This is a genomic window from Streptomyces sp. NPDC036815, assembly GCF_055609205.1.
Genome location: NZ_JBVJPW010000010.1, coordinates 213409 through 229093, shown reverse-complemented (window position 1 = coordinate 229093; position 15685 = coordinate 213409). Strand labels below are relative to the sequence as shown.

The 15685-nt window shown below is 70.6% G+C and carries 10 protein-coding genes; 5 read left to right on the top strand and 5 right to left on the bottom strand.

The features are described from left to right. Positions 1-50 precede the first annotated feature (50 nt). The gene (locus ACZ69I_RS22030) at positions 51-1544 is read right to left on the bottom strand and encodes a YibE/F family protein (RefSeq protein WP_470834073.1); all 1494 of its coding nucleotides are present in this window, start codon (positions 1542-1544) and stop codon (positions 51-53) included. 218 nt (positions 1545-1762) lie between these two features. On the opposite strand from ACZ69I_RS22030, the gene thiC reads away from it, so the two are divergent. Continuing rightward, positions 1763-3562, top strand: coding sequence for a phosphomethylpyrimidine synthase ThiC (gene thiC / locus ACZ69I_RS22025; protein WP_467679110.1), 1800 nt, complete (start codon positions 1763-1765; stop codon positions 3560-3562). Positions 3563-3794: 232 nt separating this feature from the next. Here thiC and ACZ69I_RS22020 read toward each other — a convergent pair whose 3' ends face one another. The 3 genes from ACZ69I_RS22020 to ACZ69I_RS22010 form a co-directional block, all read right to left on the bottom strand. Continuing rightward, positions 3795-4691: a hypothetical protein gene (locus ACZ69I_RS22020; RefSeq protein ID WP_470834071.1), complete on the bottom strand. Its 897-nt coding sequence runs from the start codon at positions 4689-4691 to the stop codon at positions 3795-3797. 180 nt (positions 4692-4871) lie between these two features. Further along, positions 4872-5927: a metallophosphoesterase gene (locus tag ACZ69I_RS22015; protein ID WP_467679106.1), complete on the bottom strand. Its 1056-nt coding sequence runs from the start codon at positions 5925-5927 to the stop codon at positions 4872-4874. 242 nt (positions 5928-6169) lie between these two features. Beyond that, positions 6170-7291: a LacI family DNA-binding transcriptional regulator gene (locus tag ACZ69I_RS22010; protein WP_467679104.1), complete on the bottom strand. Its 1122-nt coding sequence runs from the start codon at positions 7289-7291 to the stop codon at positions 6170-6172. 357 nt (positions 7292-7648) lie between these two features. Between ACZ69I_RS22010 and hisC the strand changes: the two genes are divergently transcribed. Beyond that, entirely contained in the window at positions 7649-8728 is a 1080-nt protein-coding gene (gene hisC / locus ACZ69I_RS22005) for a histidinol-phosphate transaminase (RefSeq protein WP_470834069.1), read from the top strand. Between the two features lie 37 nt (positions 8729-8765). On the opposite strand, the gene ACZ69I_RS22000 is transcribed toward hisC, so the two are convergent. Continuing rightward, positions 8766-9140, bottom strand: a complete 375-nt coding sequence (locus ACZ69I_RS22000; protein ID WP_470834067.1) for a cyclophilin-like fold protein — start codon at positions 9138-9140, stop codon at positions 8766-8768. A gap of 236 nt (positions 9141-9376) precedes the next feature. Between ACZ69I_RS22000 and ACZ69I_RS21995 the strand changes: the two genes are divergently transcribed. From ACZ69I_RS21995 to cydD, 3 genes are all read left to right on the top strand, one after another. Continuing rightward, positions 9377-10921: a cytochrome ubiquinol oxidase subunit I gene (locus ACZ69I_RS21995; RefSeq protein ID WP_470834065.1), complete on the top strand. Its 1545-nt coding sequence runs from the start codon at positions 9377-9379 to the stop codon at positions 10919-10921. 19 nt (positions 10922-10940) lie between these two features. Further along, complete coding sequence (gene cydB / locus ACZ69I_RS21990) at positions 10941-11945, top strand: cytochrome d ubiquinol oxidase subunit II (protein ID WP_470834063.1); 1005 nt, start codon at positions 10941-10943, stop codon at positions 11943-11945. 73 nt (positions 11946-12018) lie between these two features. Beyond that, positions 12019-15585, top strand: a complete 3567-nt coding sequence (gene cydD, locus ACZ69I_RS21985) for a thiol reductant ABC exporter subunit CydD (protein ID WP_470834062.1) — start codon at positions 12019-12021, stop codon at positions 15583-15585. Positions 15586-15685 lie beyond the last annotated feature (100 nt).

Genomic DNA, 15685 nt, shown 5'->3' with positions numbered 1-15685 from the left:
AGGGGCGGATGAGGGTGGCATTTTGGTGCATTTCTTGGCACTGGGAGCGGTCACCGTTTGCGGCGCCGTCCCCTTCCGCCGCGGGAAGGGCGGGCAGGGCCGGTAGCGGTGGCGCCCGTGTGGGCGGAGAGGCCCATGCCGGGCCCCGTGCCGCCGACGGGCGCCGGAGTCCCGGTCGTGCGGTCCGCCGAGACGACCAGGGCGGCCAGCGCGGTCGTCACGGGGACCGAGGCGACCAGGCCGATCGAGCCGATCAGGGTGCGCACGATCTCCTCGGCGACCAGCTCGCTGTTGGCCACCGTGCCCACGCTGGACTGCGCGATCGAGAAGAGCAGCAGGAGGGGAAGCGCGGCGCCCGCGTAGGCGAGGACGAGGGTGTTGACGACGGAGGCGATGTGGTCGCGGCCGATGCGGATGCCCGCGCGGTACAGGCCGCGCCAGCCCATCGTCGGGTTGGCCTGGTGCAGTTCCCAGACCGCGGAGGTCTGCGTGACCGTCACGTCGTCGAGTACACCGAGGGAGCCGATGATGACGCCCGCGAGCAGGAGGCCGCTCATGTCGATGGACGGGTAGAGGCCGTGGATGAGACCGGTGTTGTCGTCCGTGTTGCCGGTCAGGGAGGCCCAGCCGATGAAGAGCGAGCCGAGCAGGCCGATCAGCAGGAGGGAGATGAGCGTGCCGAGTACCGCGACCGATGTGCGGGCCGTGAGGCCGTGGCAGAGATAGAGCGCGATCAGCATGATGGCGCTCGCCCCGATCACCGCCACGACCAGCGGGTTCGAGCCCTGCAGGATCGCCGGCAGGATGAAGAACGTGAGCACCATGAAGCTGATGGCGAGCGCGACCAGGGCCATCACGCCGCGCAGCCGTCCCACCACGACGACGGCGAGGGCGAAGATGCCGGCGAGCAGTGCCATCGGGAGCTTGCGGTTCACGTCGGTGACGGAGTACTGCAGTCCTTCGGGGGCCTTGGGCTCGTAGGCGACCACCACCTGCTGGCCCTGCCGCAGTTGACGGGGCGAGTCCGGCTGGATGATCTCGGTGAAGGTGCGGCCCTTGTCGTCGCCGCTGCTGACCTCGACCGTCGCGCGTTTGCAGGTGCCCGCGGCCCGGGACTGGGCGGACTGGCCCTCGGCGGTGGAGGTGTCACCGTTCGGCGGGGTCTGGGAGGGGCTGAGGTCCTTGCAGGGCAGCTCCTGCACCTTCGTGACCTTCGCCGCCTGGGTCTGCCGGTCGAACCCAACACCGGTGCGCTCGTGGCCCGGTGTGCCGCCCGGCCACAGCACCACCAGGCCGACGACGACCGCGGCGGCGAAGGGAATCAGTACCGCGGCGATGACCTTGCGCAGGTGCTTGGAGACGGGCGCGGCGGGGCCGTGACTGTGCGAGTGCCCGTGGCCCCCGTGTCCGTGGCCCCCGTGCCCATGTCCTCCATGCCCATCTCCTCCGTGGCCGTGCCCCTTCCCGTCCGACGGCGGGGTCGGGCCCGGCGGTTGCGACGGGGGACGAGAGGGCGGCGGAAGCGGCGGCTCTGTGGTGGTCACTGCCCGATCATCGCAAGAACGGAGGGGGCCCTCTGTTCAGCGCGCCCGAGATGACGCTAGCGTGGAGCCACCTTTGCAATCGCGGGAGCTCGGAGCACCGGGCTGAGAGGGCGCTGACCTCCGTACGAACCGGCACGATCGTGTACGAGCCGTACGGAATCCGCTGCGTCGACCGCCGAACCTGTTACCGGGTAATGCCGGCGTAGGGAGTAGGTCTCATGACCACATCGGACGCACGCACGCCTGCCTCCGGCAGCGACGAGAACACCGTCGCGGCCGACGAGGCCGGGAAGTCCATCGGCTGGCACAAGGCGTATGTCGAGGGTTCGCGCCCCGACCTGCGCGTGCCGGTCCGTCAGGTGCACCTCACCAACGGCAAGGCTGTCACGCTCTACGACACCTCGGGCCCTTACACCGACCCGTCGGCGCAGACCGACGTCCGCCGCGGCCTGCCGCCGCTGCGGGAGAACTGGATCATCGCCCGCGGCGACACCGAGGAGTACACCGGCCGCCCGCCCCGTCCCGAGGACGACGGCATCAAGCACACCTCGCCCCGCGGCGGCCTGAAGAACCTCGACGCGGTCTTCCCGGGCCGCCCGCGCCAGCCGCGCAGGGGGCGTGCGGGGCAGGCGGTGACGCAGCTCGCGTACGCCCGCCGCGGCGAGATCACGCCCGAGATGGAGTTCATCGGGATCCGCGAGAACCTCGACCCCGAGGTCGTGCGCGCGGAGGTCGCCGCGGGCCGCGCGGTGATCCCCGCCAACGTCAACCACCCGGAGATCGAGCCGATGATCATCGGCAAGAAGTTCCTGGTGAAGGTGAACGCCAACATCGGCAATTCCGCGGTCACCTCGTCCATCGAGGAGGAGGTGGACAAGATGACGTGGGCGACCAAGTGGGGCGCCGACACGGTCATGGACCTGTCCACCGGCCGCAACATCCACACCACCCGCGAGTGGGTCCTGCGCAACTCCCCCGTGCCGATCGGCACCGTGCCGCTCTACCAGGCCCTGGAGAAGGTCGACGGAAAGGCCGAGGAGCTGACCTGGGAGATCTACAAGGACACGGTCATCGAGCAGGCCGAGCAAGGCGTGGACTACATGACGGTGCACGCGGGCGTGCGCCTTCCGTACGTGCCGCTCACCGCGCGCCGCAAGACCGGCATCGTCTCGCGCGGCGGCTCGATCATGGCCGCCTGGTGTCTCGCGCACCACAAGGAGAGCTTCCTCTACGAGCACTTCGAGGAACTCTGCGAGATCCTCGCGGCGTACGACGTGACGTACTCGCTCGGCGACGGCCTGCGGCCCGGCTCGATCGCGGACGCCAACGACGAGGCGCAGTTCGCCGAGCTGCGGACGCTCGGGGAACTCAACACGATCGCCAAGCGTCACAACGTACAGACGATGATCGAGGGCCCCGGTCACGTCCCGATGCACAAGATCAAGGAGAACATCGACCTCCAGCAGGAGATCTGCGAGGAGGCGCCGTTCTACACGCTCGGCCCGCTGACCACGGACATCGCCCCGGCCTACGACCACATCACCTCCGGCATCGGCGCCGCGATGATCGGCTGGTGGGGCACGGCCATGCTCTGCTACGTCACGCCCAAGGAGCACCTGGGCCTGCCCAACCGCGACGACGTGAAGACCGGCGTGATCACGTACAAGATCGCGGCGCACGCGGCGGACCTCGCCAAGGGCCACCCGGGCGCGCAGGACTGGGACGACGCGCTCTCGGACGCGCGTTTCGAGTTCCGCTGGGAGGACCAGTTCAATCTGGCCCTCGACCCGGTCACGGCACGGGAGTTCCACGACGAGACGCTGCCGGCCGAGCCCGCGAAGACGGCGCACTTCTGCTCGATGTGCGGGCCGAAGTTCTGCAGCATGAAGATCTCGCAGGACATCCGGCGTCAGCACGGTGGTGACCTGGGGCAGGACGACATCGAGGCGGGCATGGAGCAGAAGTCCAAGGAGTTCGCCGCGGCGGGCAACCGGGTCTACCTGCCGATCGCCGACTGAGCCGTCTCCACGGCTGACTCCCCGGCCGACCTCACGACCGGCTCCGTGGCGGTTCCCACGGCCGACGGCACGCGGGAGCAGGGCAGCACACCGGCATCCAGCCGGTCACTGCCCTGCCTCGCGCCTCGTCCTGCCGGTGTTCGGCCAGGTCACACGGTCCGACCTGGCCGGTCCCTCGTCCGGCCGCTGCGTACCTGTGCACGGTCTTGCCCCGTGCCCGTCCCCGGCCCCACTACTCCGGCTTGTGGTCGGGACCGCCGAAGTCGGGGCTGGAGAAGTCCGGGCTGGAGTAGCTCGGGCGCGACCCCGCCGTGGAGCCGCCCTCCGGGCTGCTGAACCCCGGCCTGTGATAGCCGAGTTGGGGCATGCGGCTGCCGTGCGCACCGGATCCTCCGGCGCCCGACGACGGCGCGCGGGCGGCGGGAGCTGCGCCCGGGTCCGTCAGGGCCTCCCGCAGGAACGGCACGACGCCGCGTTCGAGGAGTGCCCGGCCCCAGTCCTCCCTGGCGCGGGTCACCTCCTCGTAGCGCTCACCGTGCAGCTCTGCCTGGAGCGAGGTGGAGCCGTTGCGCAGGGCGGTCAGGAGCAGACCGACCGCGGCGACCAGGATGCCCCCGGCGGTGAGCGCGCCGAACAGCCATCCCGCGGTGAGCAGGGTGTCCGCGAAGGCGGGCTCAGGGGTGAGCATCTTCAGGATGTAGCCGACGAGCAGGAATATCACCGCGGCCGTGCCCGCGAGGACGGGCGCGAGGACCGCGACGACGGCGATCGCCCCGGCTCCCGCGGCCACTGGTTCCGCCACCTCGCCCATCGTGGTGGCGAGGCTGATGCCGCCGGAGCCCGACTCCGCGGCACTCTGTCCGTTCCCTTCACGGATCGATGTGGACGTCGGTCGAGGTTCGCGCAACTCCTCGCGAACCTTCACGTAGTGCGCGTACTCGGCCGCGGCCGAGGCCGTGATCAGTGCTGTCGCGTTCAGGGCCATGGTGCGCAGTTGTTCGGTGTTGAGCCGCTGGCCCACTGCGGCGAGTTCAGGACGATCAGGTGCGTTGCGCAGCGCCTCATCGAGGATCCGCTCGTACTCGGGGCGGTCCTCATTGAGCAGGTGTGGAGCGCTGTTCATGTGCATCCCCCGATGCTCCGTAGGGCTGAGGCTCGCATGGCTGCGAGCCGTTGGGCAGAAACGGAGGGGAGCCTGCTACGGATAAGCCGATGGTAGAGCCGTGACCGCATGCGGTGACAGGGGGTTTCCGGAAATTGCCCCCCTGGCCAGCGTGATCGTGTAGGGGAGTGCCTGCCCGAAGAACGCTCAGTCAGTCAGGGGGAGTTGGCAGACCAGTAGCTTTCCGGCCATGGTCACTCCGCCGTCCATGGCGATCGCCAGGCCGTCCGCGTAGACGTGCGGGCCCTCGATGACCGGGCCGCCGCCGTCCGACTCGTCCTCGGAGCCGACGTCGCCCAGGAGGTAGGGGATGGGGCTGTGACCGTGGACGATGCGTGTGCCGCCGTAGACATCGAGGAGCTCGCGGACGGCCGAGGGGCCGGACTCGTCGCGGAAGGCGAAGCGCTTGGTGAACTTGCGGAAGAGGTCCCAGCACTCGTCGGCGTCATTGCGCGTCAGGGTCTCCCGGATCGTGTCGTTCACCGCCTCGATCGAGTCGCCGTAATCCAGATAGGCGGTCGTGTCGGAGTGCACGAGCAGGTGGCCGTCGGCCTCCTCCATCGCGTCCAGGCGGGCCATCCACTGCAGGTGGTGGTCCTCCAGGCGCTCCATGTCGGTCTTCTGCCCGCCGTTGAGCAGCCAGGCGGCCTGGAAGGTGGCGGTGCCCGCGCCGGAGTTGACGGGGGTGTCGCCGAAGCGCTTGGCGCCGAGCAGGAGCAGCTCGTGGTTGCCCATGAGCGCCTTGCAGTAGCCGCCGGCGGCGGCCGCTTCGGCGGAGAGCCGCATCACGAGGTCGATGACGCCGATGCCGTCGGGCCCGCGGTCGGTGAAGTCGCCGAGGAACCACAGGCGCGCGTTGCCCGCGGACCAGTTGCCCTCGTCGTCGACGAGTCCCTGCTCGTGCAGGGCCGCGAGGAGCTCGCCCAGATAGCCGTGCACGTCGCCCACGACGAACAGCGGACCGAATTCCTCGCTCGCCCGCGGCTGCGGTGGCTCCGGCATGACCTGCACCTGGACCGTGTCGCCCCGGTTGATGACGGGCAGGTCGCGCTGGGTGGGGGTGTAGCCCTCCTCCGGCGGTTCGCCGGGCGCTCCGGGGCTCGCCGGGGCGGGTCCGGTCGTCTCATGGACGTACGCCGGTACGCGGAAGTCGCGCAGCGTCGCCGTCCGCACATCGGGTCCCTGACCGGCCCCCTGAGTCATCGACCCCTCCACCACCATTGCGCCGCATCTGCACCGAGATCGGACTGCTTGGTCGCAGCGGCCCGCGGTGTCGTCCGCCCATCATAGGAATGCGGCTCCCGCTGTGTGGTGCACCAGGGGTGGTGAATCGGTTCCGGACCCCGGTTCGCCGAGGTTTTCTCCCGAATTGGGCAGAGGTTTCCCCGCTGGTGGCGGGGAGGAAGCCGACCTCTGCCCGGGGCCGGGTGCTACGGCGGGAGCGGTCAGCCGTGCCCGGGCGAGCGGGGCGGGCTGACCGTCGTGCGCGGTGGTCGTCGCTCGGACGAGGTGCGCACGATCAGTTCGGTCGGTATCACCTGCTCGACGGGCCGGCCCGTGTCGAGGCCCTCGATGGCGTCGATGAGGAGCTGTACGACGGCCGTGCCGATGCGCCGGGGTTTGAGGGAGAGCGTGGTGATGGGCGGTTCGGTGGTGGCGTACACCGTGGACTCGCTGCAGCAGACGAGCAGCAGGTCGTCGGGGACGCGCAGGCCGTACCGCCGGGCGGCGGCGAGCAGGTCGGTGCCGTTGGGGTCGAAGAGGCCGTAGACGGCGTCGGGCCGGTCGGGCCTGGCGAGCAGCCGGTCGGCGGCGACGGCGCCCGCGCACGGGTCGTGCGCGGGATAGGACTCGTAGACCGGGTCCTGTCCGACGCGTTCGCACCAGCGCAGGTACGCGGTGGTGGAGAGGTGGGTGTACGTGTCCGTGGTGGTGCCGGTGAGGAGGCCGATCCGGCGGGCGCCGGCGGCCGCGAGGTGGTCGAGGATCTCCAGGACCGCCGCCTCGTGGTCGTTGTCGACCCAGGCGGTGACCGGGAGCGAACCCGCCGGACGGCCGTCGGAGACCACGGGCAGGCCCTGTCTGACCAGTTCGCTGACCACGGGATCGTGGTCGGAGGGGTCGACGACGACGGTCCCGTCGAGTGCGACGTTCGACCACACGTCGACGGGGCTGCGGCGGGAGGTGGCGGGGAGGATGACCAGGGCGTAGCCCCGGGCGAGTGCGGCCGAGGTGGCGGCTCTGGCCATCTCGGCGAAGTAGGCGAATTCGGTGAAGGTGAAAGGTTCATCCCCGTACGTCGTCACGGTCAGGCCGATGAGGCCGGACTTGCCGGTACGGAGGGTGCGGGCCGCCGCGGACGGGCGGTAGCCCAGCCGTTCTGCGACTTCGCGGACGTGGCGTCGGGTGGCGTCGGGCAGCCGTCCCTTGCCGTTGAGGGCGTCGGAGACAGTCGTGATGGAGACACCGGCGGCTGCGGCGACGTCTCTGATCCCCGCTCGACTTTGCCGGTTGCCCCGGCGTGCGGTCTCCGCTCGGCTCACCTGGTGCTTCCCTGCTGCTGTCATGGCGAGCCGATAGTAGGGCTCATGGGGGTGGGTAGCAGGGGCGCATATTCACACATTGACAGGCACGTTTCTGCATGGCTCGACCGACCCAATGACCATGGAATGCAAGGGAGTTGTCGGCCCCGATGGGCAGCTGCCCCTGATCGTCGCGCATGGGCCTGCCAAAAGGGCCAGGTCTCGAAGAGGTCTCAACTCACCTTCACGGGGGACGCGCGCCACGGAGCGAGCCACCGGCGCACGGGGGAGCACGGGGCGCCCCTCTCGTCCGATACGCCGGAAGCCCATTCGCAGGGGCGCCGAATCCTCATAAGGTAAGCAGTATTCGAACGGTTGTGACTGGCTACGAGGAGGACTGCGGTGAGCGAGACGAACCCGAGGCTGCGCGCCGAGCTTGAGGGGATTCCCACCTACAAGCCGGGCAAGCCCGCGGCGGCCGACGGTCCGGCGGCCTACAAGCTGTCCTCGAACGAGAACCCCTACCCGCCGCTCCCCGGCGTGATGGAGAGTGTGCTCGCCGCGGCCGGCTCCTTCAACCGCTACCCCGACATGGCGTGCACGACCTTGATGGCAGAGCTGGCCGACCGTTTCGGCGTGCCCGTCTCGCACATCGCCACCGGCACCGGCTCCGTGGGCGTCGCCCAGCAGCTGTTGCAGGCCACCGCGGGCCCCGGCGACGAGGTGATCTACGCGTGGCGGTCCTTCGAGGCGTACCCGATCATCACGCAGGTCAGCGGGGCGACCTCGGTGCGGGTGCCGCTGACGGACGGCGAGGTGCACGACCTCGACGCGATGGCCGCGGCGATCACCGACCGCACCCGGCTCATCTTCGTCTGCAACCCCAACAACCCCACCGGCACCGTGGTCCGCAGGGCGGAGCTGGAGCGGTTCCTGGACCGGGTGCCGAGCGACGTGCTCGTCGTCCTCGACGAGGCGTACCGCGAGTTCATCCGCGACCCCGAGGTGCCGGACGGCGTCGAGATCTACCGCGACCGCCCGAACGTCTGCGTCCTGCGCACCTTCTCCAAGGCGTACGGCCTCGCGGGCCTGCGCGTCGGCTTCGCGGTCGCCCACGAGCCGGTGGCCGCCGCGCTGCGCAAGACGGCGGTGCCCTTCGGCGTGAGCCAGCTCGCGCAGGACGCGGCGGTGGCGTCGCTGCGGGCCGAGGACGAGCTGATGGGCCGGGTCGGCTCGCTGGTCGGCGAGCGCACGCGCGTGGTCGAGGCGCTGCGCGGGCAGGGCTGGACGGTGCCCGAGACGCAGGCGAACTTCGTGTGGCTGCGGCTCGGGGACCGTACGGCGGACTTCGCTGCGGCGTGCGAGGAGGCCGGCGTGGTCGTGCGGCCGTTCGCGGGTGAGGGGATGCGGGCCACGATCGGCGAGACCGAGGCCAACGACCTGTTCCTGCAGGCGGCGGAGGCCTTCCACAAGGAGCTCTAACCGCCGCTGCGGTTCAGTCGTCAGCCGCCTCCGCCGTTCAGTCGTCCGTCAGTTCGACGCGGACGGGGTCGCCGTCGCGCACGGTGGCAAGGAGGCGGGCGTCGCCGTCCAGGTGGCCGAGGACGTTGCACGGGCTCGCGAGGCGGCACTCGTCGCCCCGCGAGATCGGCGTCGGGCCGTAGGGGAGGGCGAGGGCGTCGCCGTCGGTCCAGAAGGCGACCGTGCCGGGTGCGACGACCTGCTGGGCTCCGCCCTCGCGCGGGACGCTGACGCCTGTGTCGAAGTACACCTCTTCGCCCCAGGTGCGGGCGGTGGAGCTGAGCGGCAGGACGCCGCCCAGCGCCCGGACGGTCGGGGTGTCGTCGAGCGTCGCGGTCAGGTGCCCGGCGGGCCAGGAGATCCGTATCTGCATGGCGCGGATTCAACAATATGTTGAAGTTTTGTGGAAGCCCTCGGGCGGGATCCCGAGGCCTTCTTCGCGTTCCCGGCGGTAAGGGGGGACCCCCCTTTTGGGTGTCGACAGTCCGTACGACATAATGCTTGTGAATGTGAACGCGTTCACAAGCGTGTCCCGGTTCATCCGGAGATCAGTGGGACAAAAGGGGCAAAAAAGTCTCCTTGGCCCGCGGTGAGTAAGGAGAAGTCGCAGTGGACCTGGCTCTGGCGCCGGAAACCCTGGCGCGATGGCAGTTCGGCATCACGACCGTCTACCACTTCCTGTTCGTCCCCCTGACGATCTCGCTCGCCGCCCTCACGGCGATCCTCGAGACCGCGTGGGTGCGGACCGGCAAGGAGCACTACCTCAGAGCGACCAAGTTCTGGGGAAAGCTGTTCCTGATCAACATCGCGATGGGTGTCGTCACCGGCATCGTCCAGGAGTTCCAGTTCGGCATGAACTGGTCCGACTACTCGCGCTTCGTCGGTGACGTCTTCGGGGCGCCGCTCGCGTTCGAGGCGCTGATCGCCTTCTTCTTCGAGTCGACCTTCATCGGCCTGTGGATCTTCGGCTGGGACAAGCTGCCGAAGAAGCTGCACTGCGCGACGATCTGGATCGTCTCCGTCGGCACCGTCCTGTCGGCGTACTTCATCATCGCCGCCAACGCCTTTATGCAGCACCCGGTCGGCTACAAGATCGTGCAGCGGGACGGCAGCAAGCGCGCCGAGCTCACCGACTTCTCGAAGGTGCTCTTCCAGGAGACGACGCTCGTCAACTTCTTCCACGTCATATCGGCGGCCATCCTGGTCGGCGGCGCCTTCATGACCGGCATCGCCATCGTCCACCTGCGCAAGAAGCGGCACGTCCGCACCATGCGGATGTCGATGCGGCTCGGTCTGGTCGCCGCGTTCGTCGGCACGCTGCTCACCGTCATCAGCGCCGACACCCTCGGCAAGGTCATGTACGAGCAGCAGCCGATGAAGATGTCGGCCGCCGAGGCGCTGTGGGAGACCGAGAAGCCGGCGCCGTTCTCGCTCTTCGCGTACGGAGACGTCGCCAAGGGGCACAACGACGTCGCCATCGAGGTGCCCGGCGTCCTGTCCTTCCTCGCCAAGAACAACTTCAACGCCGAGATCCCCGGCATCAACGACCTCAACAAGCAGGCGCAGGACAAGTTCGGGCCCGGTGACTACCGGCCGAACATCCCCACCGCCTACTGGTCGTACCGCTGGATGATCGGCTTCGGCGGGGTCTCGATGGTGTTGTGCACCGCGGGTCTGTGGCTGACGCGGAAGAAGTTCTGGCTCGCGCCCGAGCACCGCACCGGCGCGGACGAGATCCCCAAGCTGATGCTCACCAAGAACAAGGAGCTCTCGCCCAAGATCGGCAACTGGTGGTGGCGGCTCTCGCAGTGGACGCTGATCTTCCCGCTCATCGGCACCGCCTGGGGCTGGATCTTCACGGAGACCGGGCGGCAGCCCTGGGTGGTCTACGGCGTCCTGCGCACCAAGGACGCGGTCTCCCCCGGGGTCTCGCAGGGCGAGGTGCTCACCTCGCTGATCGGGTTCACGCTGATCTACGCGATCCTCGCCGTGATCGAGGTGAAACTGCTGCTCAAGTACGTCAGGAAGGGCCCGCCCGAGCTGACCGAGGCGGACCTCAACCCGCCCACCAAGATCGGCGGCCCCGGAGCGGGCAACGGCTCCGACTCCGACGCCGACTCCGATTCCGACCGGCCGATGGCCTTCTCGTACTGAAGGAAGGAGCGAGCAGGACATGGAACTTCACGACGTCTGGTTCGTACTGATCGCCGTCCTCTGGATCGGCTACTTCTTCCTGGAGGGCTTCGACTTCGGGATCGGTGTGCTGACCAAGCTGCTCGCCCGCGACCGGGTCGAGAAGCGGGTCCTCATCAACACCATCGGTCCCGTCTGGGACGGCAACGAGGTGTGGCTGCTCACGGCGGGCGGCGCGACCTTCGCCGCCTTCCCCGACTGGTACGCGACCCTCTTCTCCGGCTTCTACCTGCCGCTGCTGCTCATCCTCATCTGCCTGATCGTGCGCGGCGTCGCCTTCGAGTACCGCGCCAAGCGGCCCGAGGAGCGGTGGCAGACCAACTGGGAACACGCGATCTTCTGGACCTCGCTGATCCCGGCGGTGCTGTGGGGCGTGGCCTTCGGCAACATCGTGCGCGGTGTGAAGATCGACGCCCACAAGGAGTACGTGGGCACCTTCTGGGACCTGCTCAACCCGTACGCGATCCTGGGCGGCCTGGTCACCCTGACGCTGTTCACCTTCCACGGTGCGGTGTTCGCCTCGCTCAAGACGGTGGGCGACATCCGGGTGCGGGCGCGGAAGACGGCGCTGGGCCTCGGACTCGTCACCGCCGTCCTCGCGCTCGGGTTCCTGCTCTGGACCCAGGCCGACAAGGGGGACGGCAAGAGCCTGGTCGCGATGGTCGTGGCGGTCGTCGCGCTCGTCGGTGCCATCGCGGCGATCAGGATCGGGCGCGAGGGCTGGTCGTTCGCGCTGTCGGGGATCACGATCGCGGCCGCCGTCGCGATGCTCTTCCTGACGCTCTTCCCGAACGTGATGCCGTCGTCGCTGAACGAGGAGTGGAGCCTCACGGTCACCAACGCCTCGTCGAGCCCGTACACCCTGAAGATCATGACGTGGTGCGCGGGCGTCGCGACGCCGGTCGTGCTGCTCTACCAGTCGTGGACGTACTGGGTGTTCCGCAAGCGGATCGGTACGCAGCACATCGCGGACGCCGCACACTGAGCCCGTGTCGTCCGCCGCGCACTGAGCCCGTCCTCACCTGCCGGCCCCCTGTCCTTCGGAGGGTGTGTTTCACGTGAAACCGATCGACCCGCGCCTGCTTCGGTACGCCCGCGCCACCCGCTTCTTCCTCGTCGCCGTGGTGGTTCTGGGGCTGATCGGGGCCGGCCTGGTCATCGGTCAGGCGATGCTCATCGCCGAGATCGTGGTGGGCGCCTTCCAGAAGGACCTCTCCGCGGGTGACCTGGGCACCCCGCTGGTGCTGCTCGCCGTCGTCGCGGCGGGGCGGGGGCTGGTCGCCTGGCTGACCGAACTCGCCGCGCACCGGGCGAGCGCGGCGGTCAAGTCGGAGCTGCGGGGGCGCCTGTTGGAGCGGGCGGGCGCGCTCGGGCCCGGGTGGCTCGGCGGACAGCGCACGGGGTCGCTGATCTCCCTCGCCACGCGGGGTGTGGACGCGCTCGACGACTACTTCTCGCGCTATCTGCCGCAGTTGGGCCTTGCGATCGTGGTGCCCGTGGCGGTGCTCGCCCGTATCGTCACCGAGGACTGGGTGTCGGCGGTGATCATCGTCGTGACCCTGCCGCTCATCCCGGTCTTCATGATCCTCATCGGCTGGGCCACGCAGAACCGCATGGACCGCCAGTGGCGGCTCCTCTCGCGCCTCTCGGGCCACTTCCTCGATGTGGTGGCGGGGCTCCCCACCTTGAAGGTGTTCGGCCGCGCCAAGGCGCAGGCCGAGTCGATCCGCAAGATCACCGGCGAGTACCGGCAGGCGACGATGCGCACGCTGCGCATCGCGTTCCTGTCGTCGTTCGCCCTGGAACTCCTCGCGACGATCTCGGTCGCGCTGGTCGCGGTCACCATCGGCATGCGGCTGGTGCACGGCGAGATGGAGCTGTACGACGGCCTCGTCGTCCTCGTCCTCGCCCCCGAGGCCTACCTGCCGCTGCGCCAGGTCGGGGCGCAGTACCACGCGGCGGCGGAGGGGCTCTCGGCCGCCGAGGAGATCTTCGAGGTCCTGGAGACACCGGTGCCGGATGCCGGGTCGGGGGCGGCGCCCACGGGCGTGCTGAGCGTGGAGGGTGTGACGGTCAGGTTTCCGGGGCGGTCCTCCGACGCGGTCTCCGGCGCCTCCTTCGAGGTGGCCCCCGGCGAGACCGTGGCGCTCGTCGGGCCGAGCGGGGCGGGCAAGTCGACCCTGCTGAACGTGGTGCTCGGGTTCGTCGGGCCCACCGAGGGGCGCGTGTGCGTCGGAGGCGTCGACCTGGCCGACGTCTCGCCCGAGCGGTGGCGGGAGCGGATCGCGTGGGTGCCGCAGCGGCCGCACCTCTTCGCCGGGACCGTCGCGGAGAACGTACGCCTCGCGCGGCCGGACGCGGACGACGCGCGGCTGCGGGACGCCCTGCGGGAGGCGGGTGCCCTGGAGTTCGTGGACGCGCTGCCCGCCGGGGCCGACACCGCCCTCGGCGAGAACGGAGCCGGGCTCTCCGCCGGGCAGCGGCAACGGCTCGCCCTGGCGCGGGCGTTCCTCGCCGACCGGCCCGTGGTGCTCCTCGACGAGCCGACGGCGGCGCTCGACGGCGGAACCGAGGCGGAGGTGGTCGAGGCGGTCCGCAGGCTGGCGGTGGGGCGGACCGTTCTGCTGGTCGTGCACCGGCCCGCGCTGCTGGCCGTGGCCGACAGGGTGGTGCGCATCGGTGCGTCGGCGGACGGCGCCGGGCAGCGGGGGGCGCGGGGCGGGACTCGTCCCGCGCCGGGAACAGCTGCCCACGACGGCGAGGTCAGCGGCACCGCCGCGGAGGACTCCCCTTCGACGACTGCGACGACTGCGGCGACTCGGGGGACTCCGAAGACTCCGGCGGCTCCGCAGCGTCCGGAGCCTGCGGAGGCTGCGCGGCGGGGCCTGTTGGGGCGGGTCCGGGCGGCGGCGCGGGCCCGGCGCGGGCAGTTGGCGCTCGCGCTGCTGCTCGGCGCCCTCGCGCTCGGCAGCGCCGTGGGACTCATGGCCACCTCCGGGTGGCTGATCTCGCGGGCCTCGGAGCAGCCGCCCGTGATGTACCTGATGATCGCCGTCACGGCGACCCGCGCCTTCGGCATCGGCCGCGCCGTCTTCCGGTACGCGGAGCGCCTCGTCTCGCACGACGCCGTGCTGAGGATGCTCGCCGACACCCGGGTCGCCGTCTACCGGCGCCTGGAGCGGCTCGCCCCCACGGGCCTGCGCGGCGCCCGGCGCGGCGACCTCCTCTCCCGCCTGGTCGCCGACGTCGACGCCCTGCAGGACTACTGGCTGCGCTGGCTGCTCCCCGCGTCCGCCGCGGCCCTCGTGAGCGCGGGCGCCGTCGGCTTCACCGCCTGGCTGCTGCCCGAGGCGGGTGCCGTGCTCGCCGTGGGGCTGCTCGCCGCGGGCGCCGGTGTCCCGCTGGTGAGCGGCGCCGTGGCCCGGCGCACGGAGCGGAAGCTGGCCCCGGCGCGCGGGGTGCTCGCCACCCGCGTCGCCGACCTGCTCACCGGGACCGCCGAACTGACCGTCGCCGGTGCGCTGAAGCGTCGTACGGCCGAGGCGGGCGAGGCCGACGCCGAGCTGACCCGGATCGCATCGAGGAGCGCCACCGCCACCGCGCTCGGCGACGGTCTCGGGGCGCTCATCACCGGGCTCACCGTGGCCGCGGCCTCGCTCGTCGGCGTACAGGCGGTCCACGACGGGCGGCTCGGCGGCGTGGCCCTGGGCGCGGTCGTCCTCACCCCGCTGGCCGCCTTCGAAGCGGTGATGGGGCTGCCGCTCGCCGTGCAGTACCGCCAGCGGGTCAGGAAGAGCGCCGAGCGGGTCTACGAGGTCCTCGACGCGCCCGTACCCGTCCCCGAGCCCGCCGTGCCCGCACCGGCGCCGCGGACACCCTTCCCGCTCCGCGTCGAGGACCTGCACGCCCGGTACGAAGGGCAGGAGCGGGACGCGCTCGCCGGCGTCGGACTCACGCTGGAGCGCGGGCGGCGGATCGCCGTGGTCGGCCCGTCCGGGTCCGGCAAGACGACGCTCGCGCAGGTGCTGCTGCGATTCCTCGGGACGAGCCAGGGGACGTACACGCTCGGAGGCACGGACGCGACCGCGCTGGACGGCGACACCGTGCGCCGCACGGTCGGGCTCTGCGCCCAGGACGCCCACATCTTCGACAGCTCGGTGCGCGAGAACCTGCTGCTCGCCAAGAAGGACGCCACGGAGGAGGAGGTGCGCGACGCCCTGGAGCGGGCCCGGCTCGACGGGTGGGTGCATGCGCTGCCCGACGGGCTCGACACGCTCGTCGGGGAGCACGGAGCGCGGCTCTCCGGAGGGCAGCGGCAGCGCCTCGCGCTGGCCCGCGCGCTCCTTGCCGACTTCCCCGTCCTCGTCCTCGACGAGCCCGCCGAGCACCTCGACCTGCCGACCGCCGACGCCCTCACCGCCGATCTGCTGGCGGCGACCGAGGGCCGCACGACCCTGCTCATCACCCACCGGCTCGCCGGGCTCGACGCCGTGGACGAGGTGATCGTCCTGGCCGCCGGGCGGGTGACGCAGCGCGGCACGTACGCGGAGCTCGCGGCGGAGGAGGGGCCGCTGCGGCGGATGCTCGAGGTGGAGCGGGCGGCGGATCTGCTGGTGGCGGGATGAGCGAGCAGCGGGAGCGGAGGGATCGATGTGCGGTGATCGGGGGTCCCGGCCCGAGCCGGGACAAGGCCGTGGGCGGGCGGATCCTCGACGGCTTCGACTT

Coding starts and splice junctions, on each gene's coding strand:
- thiC (WP_467679110.1), top strand. CDS start 1,763: ATGACCACATCGGACGCACGCACGCCTGCCTCCGGCAGCGACGAGAAC.
- ACZ69I_RS22020 (WP_470834071.1), bottom strand. CDS start 4,691: ATGCACATGAACAGCGCTCCACACCTGCTCAATGAGGACCGCCCCGAG.
- ACZ69I_RS22015 (WP_467679106.1), bottom strand. CDS start 5,927: ATGACTCAGGGGGCCGGTCAGGGACCCGATGTGCGGACGGCGACGCTG.
- ACZ69I_RS22010 (WP_467679104.1), bottom strand. CDS start 7,291: ATGACAGCAGCAGGGAAGCACCAGGTGAGCCGAGCGGAGACCGCACGC.
- ACZ69I_RS22000 (WP_470834067.1), bottom strand. CDS start 9,140: ATGCAGATACGGATCTCCTGGCCCGCCGGGCACCTGACCGCGACGCTC.
- cydB (WP_470834063.1), top strand. CDS start 10,941: ATGGAACTTCACGACGTCTGGTTCGTACTGATCGCCGTCCTCTGGATC.